Source organism: Candidatus Acididesulfobacter guangdongensis (assembly GCA_004195045.1).
In the GTDB taxonomy this organism is placed as follows: domain Bacteria; phylum SZUA-79; class SZUA-79; order Acidulodesulfobacterales; family Acidulodesulfobacteraceae; genus Acididesulfobacter; species Acididesulfobacter guangdongensis.
The window spans coordinates 83,804-100,821 of record SGBC01000001.1 but is presented as its reverse complement, the minus strand read 5'-3'; the positions used below and the strand labels follow the sequence as shown (position 1 = coordinate 100,821).

At 30.9% G+C, this 17,018-nt stretch carries 15 protein-coding genes; 3 read left to right on the top strand and 12 right to left on the bottom strand.

The window, feature by feature from the left end; genetic code table 11:
- Positions 1 to 26 precede the first annotated feature (26 nt).
- The gene (locus EVJ46_00525) at positions 27 to 260 is read left to right on the top strand and encodes a sulfurtransferase TusA family protein (GenBank protein RZD16761.1); all 234 of its coding nucleotides are present in this window, start codon (positions 27 to 29) and stop codon (positions 258 to 260) included.
- A gap of 311 nt (positions 261 to 571) precedes the next feature.
- On the opposite strand, the gene tatC is transcribed toward EVJ46_00525, so the two are convergent.
- The 12 genes from tatC to queA all read right to left on the bottom strand — a co-directional run bounded on the left by tatC (position 572) and on the right by queA (position 14,288).
- Positions 572 to 1,471 carry a twin-arginine translocase subunit TatC gene (tatC, locus tag EVJ46_00520; protein ID RZD16760.1) on the bottom strand — a complete coding sequence of 300 codons (900 nt, stop codon included), beginning with the start codon at positions 1,469 to 1,471 and terminating at the stop codon, positions 572 to 574.
- Positions 1,472 to 1,694: 223 nt separating this feature from the next.
- Positions 1,695 to 3,092 (bottom strand): hypothetical protein, encoded by a 1,398-nt coding sequence (locus EVJ46_00515; protein RZD16759.1) that lies wholly within the window; start codon positions 3,090 to 3,092, stop codon positions 1,695 to 1,697.
- A gap of 2 nt (positions 3,093 to 3,094) precedes the next feature.
- Positions 3,095 to 3,472 carry a hypothetical protein gene (locus EVJ46_00510; protein RZD16758.1) on the bottom strand — a complete coding sequence of 126 codons (378 nt, stop codon included), beginning with the start codon at positions 3,470 to 3,472 and terminating at the stop codon, positions 3,095 to 3,097.
- A gap of 20 nt (positions 3,473 to 3,492) precedes the next feature.
- A complete protein-coding gene (locus EVJ46_00505) occupies positions 3,493 to 4,107 on the bottom strand; it encodes a hypothetical protein (protein ID RZD16757.1) in 615 nt (204 codons plus the stop codon).
- On the bottom strand, positions 4,095 to 4,682 hold the full coding sequence (locus EVJ46_00500; protein RZD16756.1) for a hypothetical protein: 588 nt from the start codon (positions 4,680 to 4,682) through the stop codon (positions 4,095 to 4,097). Before EVJ46_00500 ends, EVJ46_00505 begins: the two co-directional genes overlap by 13 nt.
- An 11-nt stretch (positions 4,683 to 4,693) precedes the next feature.
- A complete protein-coding gene (locus EVJ46_00495; GenBank protein ID RZD16755.1) occupies positions 4,694 to 6,043 on the bottom strand; it encodes a hypothetical protein in 1,350 nt (449 codons plus the stop codon).
- 265 nt (positions 6,044 to 6,308) lie between these two features.
- A complete protein-coding gene (locus EVJ46_00490) occupies positions 6,309 to 8,567 on the bottom strand; it encodes a hypothetical protein (GenBank protein ID RZD16754.1) in 2,259 nt (752 codons plus the stop codon).
- The gene (gene secF / locus EVJ46_00485; protein ID RZD16753.1) at positions 8,548 to 9,459 is read right to left on the bottom strand and encodes a protein translocase subunit SecF; all 912 of its coding nucleotides are present in this window, start codon (positions 9,457 to 9,459) and stop codon (positions 8,548 to 8,550) included. Before secF ends, EVJ46_00490 begins: the two co-directional genes overlap by 20 nt.
- A 13-nt stretch (positions 9,460 to 9,472) precedes the next feature.
- Complete coding sequence (gene secD, locus EVJ46_00480; GenBank protein RZD16752.1) at positions 9,473 to 11,038, bottom strand: protein translocase subunit SecD; 1,566 nt, start codon at positions 11,036 to 11,038, stop codon at positions 9,473 to 9,475.
- A 150-nt stretch (positions 11,039 to 11,188) separates the two neighbouring features.
- The gene (gene yajC / locus EVJ46_00475) at positions 11,189 to 11,530 is read right to left on the bottom strand and encodes a preprotein translocase subunit YajC (protein ID RZD16751.1); all 342 of its coding nucleotides are present in this window, start codon (positions 11,528 to 11,530) and stop codon (positions 11,189 to 11,191) included.
- Between the two features lie 241 nt (positions 11,531 to 11,771).
- Positions 11,772 to 12,905: a tRNA guanosine(34) transglycosylase Tgt gene (locus tag EVJ46_00470; GenBank protein ID RZD16750.1), complete on the bottom strand. Its 1,134-nt coding sequence runs from the start codon at positions 12,903 to 12,905 to the stop codon at positions 11,772 to 11,774.
- A 180-nt stretch (positions 12,906 to 13,085) separates the two neighbouring features.
- Entirely contained in the window at positions 13,086 to 14,288 is a 1,203-nt protein-coding gene (queA, locus tag EVJ46_00465) for a tRNA preQ1(34) S-adenosylmethionine ribosyltransferase-isomerase QueA (protein ID RZD16749.1), read from the bottom strand.
- Between the two features lie 405 nt (positions 14,289 to 14,693).
- On the opposite strand from queA, the gene EVJ46_00460 reads away from it, so the two are divergent.
- Positions 14,694 to 15,506 (top strand): thymidylate kinase, encoded by an 813-nt coding sequence (locus EVJ46_00460; protein RZD16748.1) that lies wholly within the window; start codon positions 14,694 to 14,696, stop codon positions 15,504 to 15,506.
- Between the two features lie 185 nt (positions 15,507 to 15,691).
- On the top strand, positions 15,692 to 16,981 hold the full coding sequence (locus EVJ46_00455) for a hypothetical protein (GenBank protein ID RZD16747.1): 1,290 nt from the start codon (positions 15,692 to 15,694) through the stop codon (positions 16,979 to 16,981).
- The last annotated feature ends 37 nt before the right edge of the window (positions 16,982 to 17,018 follow it).

The window sequence follows — 17,018 nt, the reverse complement described above, 5'->3', positions numbered from 1 at the left end:
TAAAACTAAATGGAGGGTATTTAATTATGGCAACAGCATCAAACAAAACTCTTGACGCAAGCGGATTATCATGTCCGTTGCCTATTGTTAAAACGAAAAAAGAAATCGATTCAATGACTTCAGGTCAGGTTCTTGAAGTTATTTCTACCGACCCGGGTTCTAAAAATGATATGACGGCATGGTGCAAAAGAACAGGAAATGAGCTCTTAGAATCTGCAGAAGAAGGCGGAAAATTTAAATTTTATGTAAAAAAAGCATAAATTCCTTATTAATTTTTTATCTAAAACAAGCAAATTTTTTTAGTCCAATTTCATCGTTTTAATTATTAATTTGTTGGTATTTGTATTATAAATATGAGATGTCTGGCACCCGCGGTTGCGGTTTCCGGCAGTTTTTTTTGACACGTTGCGCTAAGCATTTCGTTATATATGCTACAGTGCGGCGTATTGGCATTATTATATAATATATAAGCACTATAATAGTGCTATTTATTATTAACTACGGTGAATTTGGACTAAAAATAATTCTATTAATTCTGCAATTTGGTGAATTTTTGGATTAAAAATATCTTTTATTGTTCAGTTTTTGCGCTTTTTTGTTTTATTTTTTTCAATTTCCAGACGACGGTTGAGATAGCAATGCTTATTTCATACATAGAATATAACGGTATAGCTATAAAAAACATAGTAACAATGTCTGCATGAAATGCCGCAATAACTAAACTGCCTATTAAAGCGTACTTTCTATTCTTGGTTAAAATATCCGGTTTCAGTATTCCTGCTATAGAAAGCAAAGTAGAAATAATCGGCAATTCAAATATTACTCCGAAAATAATACTTAATCTCAAAGCAAAATTAACAAAATGAGTAAGATTTATCAAAGGCGACAAATTCGTATTTTGATAACTGAGTGAAAAATTTATCACTGCCGGCCATATATAAAATATCATAAAAACCATTCCTGATATAAATGAAAGTGTTCCAAAAAACATGAAAGGCAGCAAGTACATTCTTTCCTTTTTTAATAATCCGGGTTTAATAAATTGCCATATTTCAAAGAATATAAACGGCAATGCCATCATAAATCCAAGTATAATTGATACTTTTACCTGCATAAAAAACGGTTCCAGCGGGGCGGAATAATGCAATATATGTTTTGTAAATTTTTTAGGTGTTTTATTAAGTCCGAAGGCGTAATAAATAAAAGGGACTTTCTGTTTGATAATATTTTTTAGTTCTCCTGAAAAGTATGTAATGTAAGTAGGCTTCTCTAAAGGCATTTCAATGACGTTAACGGCGTTGTACGATAGATGCCATGAAAAACCGGTGGTAATTATTATAATAATAAAAATATGGACAATCCGTTTTCTTAATTCAGAAAAGTGTTCGAGGAAAGGCATTCTCGAATCGTCTGTATTGTCTGTATTATTTGCATTATCTGTATTGTCAGTATTTTTTATTTTTTTTTCCATAGCGCGTTCTATTTTAGCCTCAGTGGCTTAACCACAGTTTAATTTTAATAGTCTAATTTTAATTGTTTGATTCTAATAGTTTAATTTTAATTGCTTAATTTTAATTGTTTAATTCTAATAGTTTAATTTTAATTGATTAATTTTAATAGTTTAATTTTAATTTTAGCTTTAGATATCAGCGGTATTATCTATCAGTCTTATTTATTTTGTTATGATATAAATATTATTTAATTAATTTAGGGGAAATAAATATCATCAGCTGTTCTTTATTTACGACTTTCTGTCTTGATGAAAACAGATAACCCAATATAGGTATATCTGATAATAAAGGGATGCCGTTATTTGAACGTGATTTTTCCGTATAAAGAATACCGCCTAAAACAAGTGTGGAATTATTTTTTACCGAAACTGTCGTAGTAACGCTTTGATTCGTTGCGCTGGGAAAACCATCCACCTCCTGTCCAAAATCAGGCTGTGAATTAGTAACCGTAAGATTTAAAATGATATTGCCTCCGCTTTCTATAATCGGTGTAACCGTCAGCGTCAATCCCAAAGTTATTGTCTGCAATGTAGAGGTGACTGGCTGCTGTGTGATGATCGTGGTACCGGTTGAAGATGTCGGCGACGAAGAGCCTGTTCCTGAAGATGCCGTATAAGCCGTATAATACAATGTAGTGCCGGAATTTATCGTAGCCGTGCTGCCGCTTACTACCGTCACATCCGGCGATGATATTATTTTATCGTATCCTAATTGCTGTCCCATGCTTAACTGAGCCGAAATTAGTCCAAAATTCTGCCATGACGTTCCTATATTCAGATTCATAGTACCTGAAGAAAGAGCGACAGGCGTGCTGAAACCGGATATGCTCGTACCTGTAGTAGTAATAGTATTATTTGCATAGGGGGACATTGACCATGAAACGCCTAAATTTCTGGTAAAATTATTGCTGATGTCAACTATTTTTGCCTGAATACGAACAATTCTCTTTTTTACATCTATATTTTTTATAATTCTGTTTATCTGTTTAATATTAGAGGGCAAATCATATGCTAAAATTTCATTACCGTTCGGCAGCGCAATAACTTTTCCGCCTTTTGGCATCATTGGAGTTAAAAGAGATATTGCTTTAGATGCCGGTATATTTTTTAGTTTAATTTTATAAACTTTAAATTTATTCTTTAATGAAGAGCTTGTACCTATAAAAAGTACTTTGTTTTTAACGCTGAAATTTAAATTTCCCGCTTCAAAAATTATTTTTAGCGCCTTATTTAAATAAATCTTATTTATGTGAAGGGTTATATCGCCTTTTACTGCATTACTCAATGAATAGTTAATATGAAATTCATGAGTTAAACCGATAAGGAGCGGTCTCAGCGGAATATCATTTCCATTTATAGTTATTTTATTTTCAGGCAGTTCTATGCCGTAAAAGTTAATATATTTTATTTTTCTGCTAATTGCTCTTTTGTCAAAATTATATCTGATATTGCTGCTGCGATTATTGCTATGAAAAGTTTTTGCAAAAGCAGCCGTATTATTTTGTAAATCTAAAAATATAGCAAATAGTACCGCCGGTAATATAAAAAATAAAATAAACGAAAAGTTTTTATGAATTTTCATAATTAATTTTGGAAACCTTCAAATTTTTTTAAAATCAAACGTATTATTCTGCCTTTTTTTGATTCAATAATGACAGCGCCTTTTGTTATATTGAGTATCTTACCTACTGATAAAATTTTTGAGTTTATATAATAAGGTTTACCGTTAATTATTGCAATATTAAGATTTTTTTCGGAACTTGCGATTATTGCCTGTAAATTTAGCTTATGAACTGTTTTATGGCGTATTATTGAGATTGATTTTTGTTTAAACGGTGAAATAAATGGATTTTTCAATTTGTAAGCGTAAGCATTGACGGAATTTACGCATATAAAAAGCATTATAAAAGATAATCCTGTAATACCGACAGGCGATAGAATATTTAGAAAAATAGATTTCATTTTATTTATTGATATAACGTTTATTTTTTTGTCAAAGCGAAAGTTTCAGCCGTTAAATTTATTTCAAGATAAGACGGTATTTTCCGGTCTGCCGAAATTTCCATGTTTTTTAATAAAATTATTCTTTTTAATGAGTTAATCTTTTTTAAAAATAATAAAGCCTGATTATATCCGCTTACTATTGAAATAGAAATAGGCAGTATTTTGTAATTTATTTTTTTAGATTTAATGATTTTATTAAATTTTATATATTTAATTTCGAAATTGGTTTCCGGCATACAATCCGATATTTGTTTAACTAAAGATGCAATCTGAAAAGTATCGGGCAGCGAAGATTTATTCTGTTTCAGTATTAGCTTTAATTTTTTAATATATTTTTTTGTGTTCAATAGTTCAAATCTTTCAGCGCTGATAGAAGAATAATTTTTTTGCATTTTTTTAACCTTTCCGTTCAGTTGTGTAATCTTGATAGCTTCTAAAGAGTAATTTCTATTAAATTTTTGTAAAAAAAAATCATTATTTATTAAATAGATAAACACTAAAAGCATTAAAAATATTAAGAAAAATTTATTATTTCTTAAATTGTTAAGAAATTCTTTTATTTTTTCAAAATATTTCATAATCAAAGTTTGCATTTTAAATCAAAAGTATAATAATTATTACCTTTTTTTATTTTTTTTTCAATGCCTGATAAATATATTTTTTTGAATATTTTCATCTTTTTAATATTTTTAATATAAACGGAAACATCTTTTAATGATAGACTATTGCCGTTAATGATAAAATTTCCGTTATTTGACGATAAACTGCTGAGCCATATGCCGTCCGGCATCGGAAATTTAATTATTTCGATAAATTTTTTATATTCTTTCTTTTTAAGCCGGTTTAACTGATTTATTATCAATGAATCTTTTTTGAGCGATGCTTCTATTTTTTCTTTATTCAGAATAGCTTTTTGAATTGTCGTATAAATTATATTATTATTTCTAATGGTCTCCAATTTCTGATTCAGATTAAAAATAACGGTTCTCGCATTGTTTGTTTTACCGTATATTATATAATCATATCCGGATAAGATAAAAATATAGCTGAGCAAAACGATTAAATAAACAATAAGCTTATTCCTTCTGGCTGTATTTATTTTATCGCTTAACGGCAATAAATTTATTCTAGTTTTGTTTTTCTTTTTTTTAACGATGGATTTTACCATGAGATACAAGTTTATTTCCCAAGTATAAGCCCAAATGCGGGCAGCATAATATCCAGTATATCAAATAAATTATTTTCGTCATACAGAATATAATTTGGTAACATTTGCCCATCTGCGTTCATATTCATCATTCCGTTATTGCTGCCGATATTGTCATTATCGGTATAACGATTAATGTTATTAATGTTATTGCTGTTATTGCCGCCGTTGCTGCCGATATTACCGTTATCGGTGTAATTATTAATGCCATTGCCGCTGCCGTCCGGCGGTTTATTGCTATTGTTTGCTTTGCGCACTTTTTTTGCGGCAGTTTTAGTTTTATAAATTTTTTTGTGAAGTTTTGATGACAGTTTTATTAAAGGTTGAATTTTATATCCCTTATTATTTCTTTTTTTATTATTTTCATCGTTATTGCGTGCGCTATCGGCTTTGACGCTATTATTTCTTGCGTTATTATCGTGTTTGTCTGCGCCGCTGGTGTTGTCTAATAGCTTTACAATGCTCGTTGTTTCTATATGTATATTTGTTAAATTAGATATTATATCTTTAAATGTTTCATTGTTTGCGTAAACCCCTGAAATATATATTTTTTCAATCGGTTCTATTGATTTTCCTGCATAATAATAATCAACCGTTTTTTGAATTTCAGCGCTTATAGCCTCTCCCGCTTCATTTATATTTTTGGTATTTTTGATGATATTAACTTCTTCAATATTTCTTTCAAAGATTATCGTATTTTTATATATGATGATTATCTTTATTGAAATAAGATTGATGTCTATAAGCATATAGTGCAGACCGGCATTATTCCCATAAATAAATAAATTTGCATTATACAGCCCGGTTGTTTTAGATTCTATTGACCTGAGCTTTATATCAGCATCCGCGAAAATTTTAACTAACTGTTCGGAATATTCTTTTTTAGCGACGTATGCGGTTATTAAAAGGCTGCAGCCACCATCTTTATTATCTTCCTGATAGGTGTAAATATAATCGTAAACAATTTGAGACATAGGAAACGGAGATTTTTTCTTGATCTCGTATTCTATCGCTTTAGCAAGGTCAGATGCAGGCATTTCGGGGAGTGAAAAATTATAATTATAAATATAATCATCATTTAAAACTGTAAAAACATTTTTTTTACTGAACTGCCTTAAGCCGAATGCTTTTTTTATTTCTTCCGCCATTAAAATATTTTCCGTGTTTTCCGGATTATCATTATGGGTTGCTGCGTCAATGTTGTTTTGGTTAAGCTTTTCGAGCGAAAAATTATTTATAATATAAGTCTTATTCCTTTTAGTCGCTTCAATGATTTTAATATAATTGTAATCTATTATGGCTGCCGTGAAGGTTTTTGACATATATGCTATATTATATTTTCAATTATTAAGAAATTTAAATATCGTTGGAGATTATTTATTATCTAATATATACCAACTATCTGCCGTCTATTTTTTTATTTGCTATCTATCTATAATCCTATATATATATTATAAATAAGTTTATGTATATTTATATATATTTATATGATTATTTTTATTTATAAGTTTATGTATATTTATATGATTATTTTTATTTATATGTTTATGTATATTTGTATATAGTTATATATAAAATATTTATTAGTTAGTAGATAATATCTAATATTTTAATATAATTATTAAAAAATTCAAATATTATACTTTTAACTGTAGTATTGTTAAGATTTTTAAAATCAAAATCTTCGGCTCTGAAGCAGGATATATTTTTAAAAATGATAGCTTTATTCGATTTGCTGATTTTGTCTCCGTAATTTATTATGTCGCAAGTAAAATATTCATTGTTTATAATTTTTTTAAAATTAAAATTTAAATTGTTATCTAATACTTTATCTGCGGGGGAAGGAGTGTCTGCATTTCTCTGATCGCTGCTGTTGCGGGAATTGTAAGTATTTTTTATTTTCCTTGTTATAATATTGTCTATTAAAGGATTCTTTATGCAGAATTTTGGCTGTTCATTCAGTACTCCGTAGGGTGCCATTAGTCTCAGCTTATTTATAAGTTCATTGCTCATATTGTCGGCTGACAGTTCTTCGTCGTAGTTAAATTTGCAGCCTGTCCTGATATAAGCAATATCAGATTGAAGTTTATCCGAATCTTTTTCCCATAATTTATTTGCAGCGTCAATAAATTTATCGAATTCGTTTTTTTTAATACTCAGACCGCAAGCCAGCTTGTGACCGCCGAATTTTATAAAAAAATTTTTAAATTGTTTTAAAATTGAATAGATATCAATATTTTCATATGACCTTGCAGAACCTATAAAAATGTCTTCTTTATATCCTGATAGCAGCAAAACAGGTTTCATTAAAGATTCGGCTAATCTTGACGATGCTATTCCTATAACCCCCGGATGCCATGAATCATCTGATAAAATAATTACTGGATTTGAATAATTCGCGCCGTCCATCTGATTTATTTTTATAATTGCGCTGTTAAAACATTCTGTTTCTAATTTTTTTCTTTTTTTATTCAGTTCTTCTAATTTTAAGGCTAAAGTTCTTGCTTGTTCGTAATCCTGCGACATGAGTAATTCAATAGCGATATTAGGATTTCCAACCCTGCCCGATGAATTGATCTTCGGAGCTATTTTCCATGCAATGTCAGATTCAGTTGCATTGTCAAAACGAAGATTGCAGATTTTTTTTAATTCTTTTATTCCCGGTCTTGGGTCGCTATTAATTATTTTAAGCCCGTAGTAAACCAGCAGTCTGTTTTCGTCATACATAGGTACGATGTCGCCTACAATCCCAATACAAACAATGTCAAGAAAATCTTTTAGATTTGGATAAGAACTTATTAAACCATCGTCAAAAAGTTGTTTTCTTAGAGCCATTGCAAGATTAAACGCAATGCCCACGCCCGGTAAAAATTTAAAAGGAAATTTATCGTCTCTTTGTTTAGGATTAAGTATTGCGATTGCAGGAGGAATCCTATCGGGGACTTCGTGATGGTCGCATATAACAACGTCTATGCTGTTGGAATTTGCATATTCTACGGGTTCATAATTAGTGATACCGAGGTCAACCGTAATTATTAGCGAGACCGGCTTTCCATTTTCGCAATTATTATCGGCTATCAGTTCATTTATAGGTTCAATGCCAAGTCCATAGCCATGCTTAATTCTGTCCGGAATTTTATATATTATGTTATTATCGGATGTGTTTTTACTGCCGTTTGTACAAGCGTTGCCGCATATATTATTCGTATGATTGTTTTCGAAGCTTCCATTTATTCCATTTTCATTATGATTGTTATCATCAGTTACTTTTTTTACGGCATCGCTGTTTCCGTTTATAGCAATCCCAGTGTCTTTATTGCCTGCACTGCCGTCGGTATTACCATTGCTGTTGGCTTTTACAATATATTTATTAATTTCTCTGAGAAAAAGAACTAAAAAAGATGTTGCGGTAATTCCGTCAACGTCATAATCGCCGAAAACACATATTTTTTCATCGTTTACTAATGCGCTAATTATACGGTTTACCGCTTTATCCATATCTTTCATAAGAAACGGATTGTGGAGATTTTTTAACGATGGCTCAATATAGTTCGATATATAATTATATATATAGTTATCTAAAATTTCTGTCGAAATGTTTATTGAATTTGCATCGAAAGTATCCGCTTTATCCTTTTCGGATATTATCAGATTCAAAAATGCCGGTTCAAAACAAAGCTGAGAAAATATTCTTTTTGAAATAATAGATTTGGTGAGATTGCTTAACTGAAATTTATCTAAATTATTTTTTATTGATAAAAAAATCACCTCGCTGTCATACCCGTACTTCTTCAAGTTTGAAAAGTCCGTGTCGTCATTTTCATTATTATTTATAATATTTTTCATTGAATATTACCATAATAGGGCTTGCTATGAAAATAGAAGAATATGTTCCGATTATAACTCCAAAAAGGAGTGTAAAAGCAAAATCATGCAGCACCGATCCGCCAAGAAAAAATAATGATAGAACAACTAATATAACAGTCAATGAAGTTACTACAGTTCGGGTTAAAACTTCATTTATACTTTTATTTACCAAATTTGTTAAATTAATAGGCTGTTTTTGCTCGCTTTCAAGCTTGAGATTTTCCCTTATTCTATCAAAAACAACGACTTTATCCGTTAAAGAATATCCCGCAACGGTTAAAATAGCCGTTATTACAAGAAGCGTAATTTCTTTATCGAATATAAATATAACTCCAAGAAGAGCAAGGATATCATGGGCAAGCCCGATTGCCGCCGCCGCCCCGAATCTGAATTCAAATCTCCACGTGATATATATGACAATACTTACTATAGCTATAATTATAGCTATAATAGCATCTTTTGTCATACTGCTGCCTACGGACGGACCGACCATCTCATTGCTTATTACTTTAAAAGGGTTACCCGGTGAAGATTTTTTCACTACAGATTTTAGTTTATCTGCATATTTCGTAATATTGTTGCCGATTAATTTTGTTTTAATAATACATTCATTCTTCCCTTTAAATTTTATAATTTTGATGTCTTTAAATCCGCCGGATGTTAATGATTTTCTGACTAGCGGAACGTTGAGCTTATGTTTAAAAAGAAGCTGCATTGTTAAGCCGCCGGTAAAATCTATACCTATGTTAGCAGTGCCGAGAAGCATAGTAATGACCTCGATTATTCCGAGGATAACAAGTACGGAAGATATTACAAAAGAAAATTTCTTTTTTCCAAGAAAATCAAAATGCGTATTTCTTATAAATTCCACTTTTATCGGCTCCTTATATGCTTAATTTTTCAATTTTTTTCTTATTTGCTACAATATCAAAAATAACCTTTGTTCCTACTAAAGAAGTAAAAAGATTAATGATAATACCTAATGAAAGAGTAACTGCAAAACCTTTGACCGGACCTGAACCGAAATAAAATAAAACGGCAGCCGTTATTAATGCCGTAACATGCGAATCAAGTATAGTAAAGAACGCTTTATTGTAGCCGTTTTCTATTGCAATAGGAATCGGTTTATTTTCTCTGAGTTCTTCCCTTATTCTTTCAAATATAAGAACGTTTGCATCGACAGCCATACCTATAGTAAGAATTATACCTGCAATACCGGGCAACGTGAGCGTTGCGCCGAAAAGAGACAGCGCTGCCATAAGAAAAAGAATATTTTCTATCAAAGCAAAATCTGCAATAAGTCCTGATAATTTATAATAAAATATCATAAATCCCATAACAAGGATAAGCCCGACTACCGCCGCTACAATACCGTCATGTATAGAATCAGCACCAAGCGTAGGTCCTATTGTCACATCCTGCATTATTTTTACCGGAGCCGGCAAAGCGCCCGAACGCAGCGCTATAGCAAGGTCATTTGCTTTCGCCATAGTAAAATTGCCTGAAATAGTAGCATTTCCTCCTGTAATAGGTTCTTCTATAACAGGAGCGGAATTTACATTATGATCTAAGATGATAGCAAGTCTTTGTCCTGTATATTTTGTAGTAACGGCTGCAAATTCCTTTGTTCCTTTAGAATTAAATGAAATTGCGACTATCGGCTGATTATACTGATTTATTTGGACATTGGCGCTTGAAATATTAGTTCCGCTCATTAAAACCGTTTTATTGATAAGATAAGGTCTTTTCATAGTTTTATGCGTGTATTTATTGTAGGTAGTATGATATAAAATTTCATCTCCCGGAGGTATCTCGCCGGATAGTGCTTTTTTTAAGCTGTATTTATCATCTACCAGCTGAAAGGTTAATCTGGCAGTTTTGCCTATCAGACTGACAGCCTGTTTTACATTCTTCACGCCGGGGAGTTCAAGAACGATAGTATTTTTACCCTGTCTTGCGATATTAGGATTTACTAAGCCGAACTGGTCTATTCTGTTGCGCATGACCTCTAAAGCTCCGCTGACCGCTTCCTTTTTAAATAAAGCTACGGACGATTTTTTGAATATTATTTTATCCCCGACAAGTTTTAAAGAAGGATGGCGTTCGGAAATAAATTTCATTAAAAACGGTTTGTTTTTTAGCAGTTTTCCTTTGACGGATAAGTAGCTTTTATTGTACACAATGTTGTTTTTGCTGTATCCTTTCGAGACGGTAAAAGCCGCGATATCAGAATAATCTTTGTATAATTTTTCATTGATAGCTTTGTTTGTCTGGACTTTTTCAACAAGATAAAGACCGCCCTGAAGATCTAATCCAAGATGCATCTCGGCGTTTCCTATGGTCGCTTTCCACCATGAAGGCGTATTGGGGTAAATTGACGGAACTATTGAAAATAAAGATACGATAATTAAAACGGTTATAAGAATTACTCTTGTTTTAACAGGTTTCATAATATTGAAAAATAGCCCTCTTTAATATTTAGTATTAAATTCATTTTATCTGTCAAATTAAATTTACGGCAAATAAGTTTAAGACATTTTTTATTAGCGGCAATAATATCGTTTGTTTTTTCTGTCAAATTAAATTTAAGGCAAATAAGTTTAAGACGCTTTGGTCGCTATCGTGTTTTTCGCAACCTTAATTTTAACATCTTTTGCTATTTCAAGCGTAAATACCTGGTCTGCAATTCCGGCAACTACTCCGTATATACCGCCGTTAGTTATCACCTGGTCGCCTATCTTTAAAGAATCAATCATTTTTTTATGGTCTTTTGTTCTTTTCTGCTGCGGTAATATTACAAGAAGATAGAATATAACTACTATTGCGATAAGCGGAGCAAAACTCCAAATTTCATTCTGGAGAGAACTTCCTCCGGCGGCTGCTGGTGCTGCATAAGCATTTGTGGGATAAAATAAATTTAATACATCAGATAGAATTTTCATTTTTTTTACCTTTTTATTTATTGATTAGATTAAATTAATAGATTAAATCAATATAATTTATTATATTTTGATTTATTATTCTATTCAAATTTCTGATTAAAGTAAAGAGTAAATGTAAAAAATAAGCGTTAAATTATAAAAATTTGGATAAGCAGAAGCCGTTTTTATATTTTGCTTAACCGAGCAAAGAATACATAAATATTTTCTATTTCGGATTAAAGTGAATAAATTGCATTTATTGTTATAAAGAGGTATCTTCAGGCAGTACAGCTGTCTGTTGTCTTTTTCCTAAAAAATCATTTTTATAGTCTGTGAAGTTGCCGTCATTTATAGACCGTCTGATATTTAATATCATATTCTGATAAAAATGAAGATTATGTATCGTCAAAAGTCTCTGCGAAAATATTTCTTTGCTCATAAAAGCGTGTCTTAAATAAGCCCTGGAAAAGTTTAAACAGGCGTAGCAGCCGCATTCATCGTCTATAGGCTGTTTTTCAAATTTATGAACAGAGTTCTTAATATTTAAATTACCTTTAGATGTGAATGCAAACCCAGTTCTTGCATTTCTTGAAGGCAAAACACAGTCAAACATATCAACGCCGAGGCTTACGGCTGTTATTATATCTTCAGGAGTGCCGACCCCCATCAGATATCTCGGTTTATTTTCAGGCAGTTTAGAAACTGAAATACCGAGCATATCACGCATTGTTTCCTTATCTTCTCCTACTGCAAGACCGCCTATGGCATATCCGTCGGCATTCAGTTCGGATAAATATATTGCCGATTTTTCTCTCAAATCATCAAAGAAATTTCCCTGAGATATTAAAAAAATTAAATTGTTTTTTTCTTTATTTTTTGCGCTGATTGAACGTTCAGCCCATTCTAAAGTTATATCGAGGTCTTTTTCGGCTATTTTTTTTGATACGCCCGGACCTGAGAAAACATCTAAAGGCATTATTATATCAGAATCAAAAGTTTCCTGCAGTTTAACAACTCTTTCAGGCGTAAAAATATGGACCGAGCCGTCGATATGAGACATAAACTCTGCGCCGCCGCTGCTTATTTTTGCAAATTTGGACAGACTGAATATTTGAAAACCACCTGAATCTGTTAATATTGCGCCTTTATAATTTGTAAAATTTCTTAGAGAACCGAATTTTTCAATAACTTCCATACCGGGACGCAAAAAGAGATGATAGGTATTTGAAAGCATTATTTTAAAACCTTCATTATAAAGTTCTAACGGAGAGATTGACTTTACAGTGCCTAACGTTCCGACCGGCATGAAAACCGGCGTATCTATTGTTTCGTTTTTTGTGCGAAGCTTGCCGGTTCTGGCATTGCTCAAAGGGTCTTTTTTTAGAATTTCAAACATATATTATTTATATAGATAGTTTAATTATAGATTATGTTAATCCTGCCGCAAAGCAGCCGGCTCCTCATTTTATTATAACGGAAAAGGTGTCTGACACCTTTTTATGTTACTCATTTTACCGTATACTTTTCCGGAAAAGGTGTCTGACACCTTTTCAGTGGACACCTTTTCAATGTCTTATTATATATTATATAAAAACATTGCATCGCCGTAGCTAAAAAATTTATAGTCGTTATTCATAGCTTCTTCATATAATATTTTCATTTTATCTAAGCCTATTAATGCGCTGAGCATAATAAACAGAGAAGATTTAGGCTGATGAAAATTAGTTATCAAATTCTTAGTTATTTTAAATTTATAGCCCGGATATATATATAATGAGGTAATTGCATCACTTTCAGGTCGGACCGTACCGTCATTGCCGGTTGACGATTCCAAGCATCTTACGGAGGACGTTCCCGTGGCGATTAGCTTGTTCCCGTTTTTGAGCGCGTTGTTGATTATGTTTGCCGTTTTTTCCGATATTTTATATCTTTCTTCATGCATATTGTGGTTCTCAATATCTTTTTCACGCACCGGCGCAAATGTTCCTAATCCTATATTCAATGAAATATCCGTAAAAATGCCGCCCTTGTTTTTTATTTTATTAATAAGATTTTCCGTAAAATGAAGTCCTGCAGTAGGAGCTGCAACTGAAAAACCGGAAGCTTCCTTTGCGTATATGGTCTGATAATAAATTTCATCATTCTTATCGGTTGGTCTTTTGATATATGGAGGCAGGGGAACAGCGGCGCAGTTATCAAATATGAAATTGTAATCGTTCTCATTTTGAATTATTATTTCCCATGTACTTTCTCCAAGGTAGTTTGAAGCGGTAATAAAAAAATTATTATTTTGATTGCCGTTATTATAATTATTATAATTATCGCAGCAGCTATCCTCATTTTTTCTGTTCCTATCTTCTTTAAAATCTTCTTTAAAATCAAAATATTCCGATGTATGCCGATTGTCACAGGCGGTGTTTTTTTCACCGTTCGAAGACAAAACTGTAATTCTTTCATTTTTTTTTATTTTTTTATGTGTTTTAAGCAAACATTTTAAGGTAAGAGGAAAAGTAATTTTGTTCGGAAAATCCAGTATAAAAATCTCAACCTTTCCGCCGGTCTCTCTTTTGCCGAATATGCGCGCTTTTTTGACATAAGAGCTGTTAACTGTTATTACATCGCCGGGATTAATATAATCAATAATGTCGTAAAATTTTTTATGCTCTACCGTGAATTTTTTTACGTTAACGGCAAGAAGCTTCGATTCATCTCTATTTTTAAGAGGATATTTTGCGATAAGTTTTTCATCAAAAAAGTAATTAAAATCTTCTAATTTCATATATTTTCAGTTATTTTGAGTTGTTGTATTTAATTTTAAATCTGATTTTGAGTTGTTGTATTTAATTTTAAATCTTGAGTTTTTTTTTGCATTATATCATAATAACCGTAAATATATAAATATAAATAATTACATAAATAATTGCTATCTCTATAGCTTTTATAATGTCTATTACAAAATAACTTTTATAGCGTCTATTGCTTAATTTGCATCTTTTAGCTAAACAAAATATTTACAATTTTCCTTTAAAAAGAAGGGAATTTCGCAGATTTTTCTAAAAATAATAATATTTCTTAACTAAAAATAATTATAAATATAGAATAAAATAAATAAGATAAAATAAGATAAAATAAGATAAAATAAGAATAAAATGAAGATAAAATAATTAACTAACGATGAAGAACAATGAAAACATATAAAAATAATAATCTATTTATAACTTTAGAAGGTATAGACGGCTGCGGAAAAACAACTGCGGGGCATGAACTAAAAAGCAGACTTGAGAAAAGAGGTTATAGTGTTTTATACACTATGGAACCGACAGACGAACCTCTGGGTGCTTTTATTAAGAAATATATTTTAGGAGACAGTGAAAAAAATAATTATAAAGACGACAATTTCAGCAATTACAAAAACAATAATATAAGCAAAGATAATGATACAAAAGATAATGATACAAAAGATAATGATACAAAAGATAATGGTACAAAAGACAAACTGCTGCATGAATATATTAATAATTTAGACGAAATTTCTTATAAATTAATTTGTCTGTTTTTGTTTTCATCCGACAGAGCAGCTCATTTGAGCAGTATTAAAAATAAAATTAAAGATTATGACATTGTTATATGCGATAGATTTACAGATTCTACATTTGCCTATCAAAGTTTTGATGAAATAGAAGATAAAGCTAAAATAAACAAAGCTAAAGAATTTATTCTTAAAGTAAACAGTTTTATTCTTGATATAAATGATATTGAAATAGATAGAACTTATCTGCTTGATATAGACCCCGAAATAGCCGGTAAAAGAATATCTAAAAAAGATATCAAGAGCCTGTATGATGTTCAATCTGTCGATGTTTTTTCAAAAATCAGAGAAAACTATTTATATCTTTATGAAATATATCGGAATAGAATAACATTGATAAACGCTTCCAAAACTACCGATGAAATAGTATCGGAAATTTTATCGGATACGGATTCTTTATTGCCGTGAATATATTATGAAGATTATTATAACGTTATAAATGCCCTGTTAAACAAGTTTAATAAAATGTTACGGTAAATCCTGTTATTTCGGAACAGAAAATAAAGTTGTAAATGTTCTGCCAAATGAGGCAAGTTAAATAAATTAAATAAATATATTATAGATATATTATTAATATTATCATTATCAGTATTATGAATAATTTTCCGTATGGATTTTCAAAGGTGCTTGGACACGAAAGTGAACTGGTTTTTCTGAATAGTCTGATTTTACAGGACAGAATCCCATCCGGTCTGATATTTTACGGTCAGGAATCGATAGGAAAAAAATTTACCGCTTTTTCATTCGCCTCATCCGTGCTTTGCTCAGATTTTAATTTAGATTTAAATTTTAATAGCGGCAATAGCAGGAAGCTGATCGGCATCGAAGACAGTAATGGCGACCGCAGCAGTAATTTAAATAATCCCTCTTCAGCATTGATTGAACCGTGCGGAAAATGTTCATCCTGCGCCGGAATACTTAATAAAACAAATTCCAATATAATTTACATAGAGCATGAAAAAGGACTGATAAATATAGACAAGATTAATGGATTAGCAAGGTCTCTTTCGCTTTTGCCTGCTAACAATATGCATAGATTTGTCATTATAGACGATATTTCTAAAATGAATGCAGGCGCAATGAACTCAATCTTAAAAATTTTAGAAGAGCCTCCGGAAAAAACTGTTTTTATTTTAATAGCGGCAGCTTTAAATAATATTCTTCCAACTATAATATCAAGATGTATGATTGTAAATTTTAAACCCGTAAATGAAGAAATATTATTCAACTATGCTAAAAATTACTATAACGGCAACGGTAATCAAAATAGCAATGGCAGCAGCAACAATAATAATGATAATAATAACGGCAATAGAGAAAATAGAGCCGATAAAGAAATTAAGGGGTTTAATAACGACGACGAAATACTGGCAGCGTATGTGAGGCTCGCAAGGGGAAGCATATCCAATTTAGCCAATTTAATGTCCGGCAATTACATAAAACTCAGAAATGAAATTTTTGACATTTTTATCAGCGAATCATTTAACAAAAAATTACCTTTTTATAATTATAATATGTCCGATAAGTTTAATAATATTATAAAAAATTATAAAGAAGACGGAAGCAAAAGCAATAAGTCAGGTAAGAAAATCGGTATCATGGCAAAAAATACAGATAATGATAATATAGATATAGACGAGAGCTATATTTTTGAAATTATACTTGTCATATTAAGAGATATTTTAGTTTATTTAGTTACAAAAAATATAAAATTAATATATAATGTAGATATTTACGAAGAAATAAAAAAAATAACTATGCTTGATAATTTTGATGAAGAAAAAATTTCTGAAATGATAGAAATTACCTTAAGCCATATTAATGGTCTCAATTATAATCTAAATAAACATATTTCTTTAGATAGGTACTTTTCGGCAATATGATGCCGATATATATAATATATAAAAAGCATATATAGTA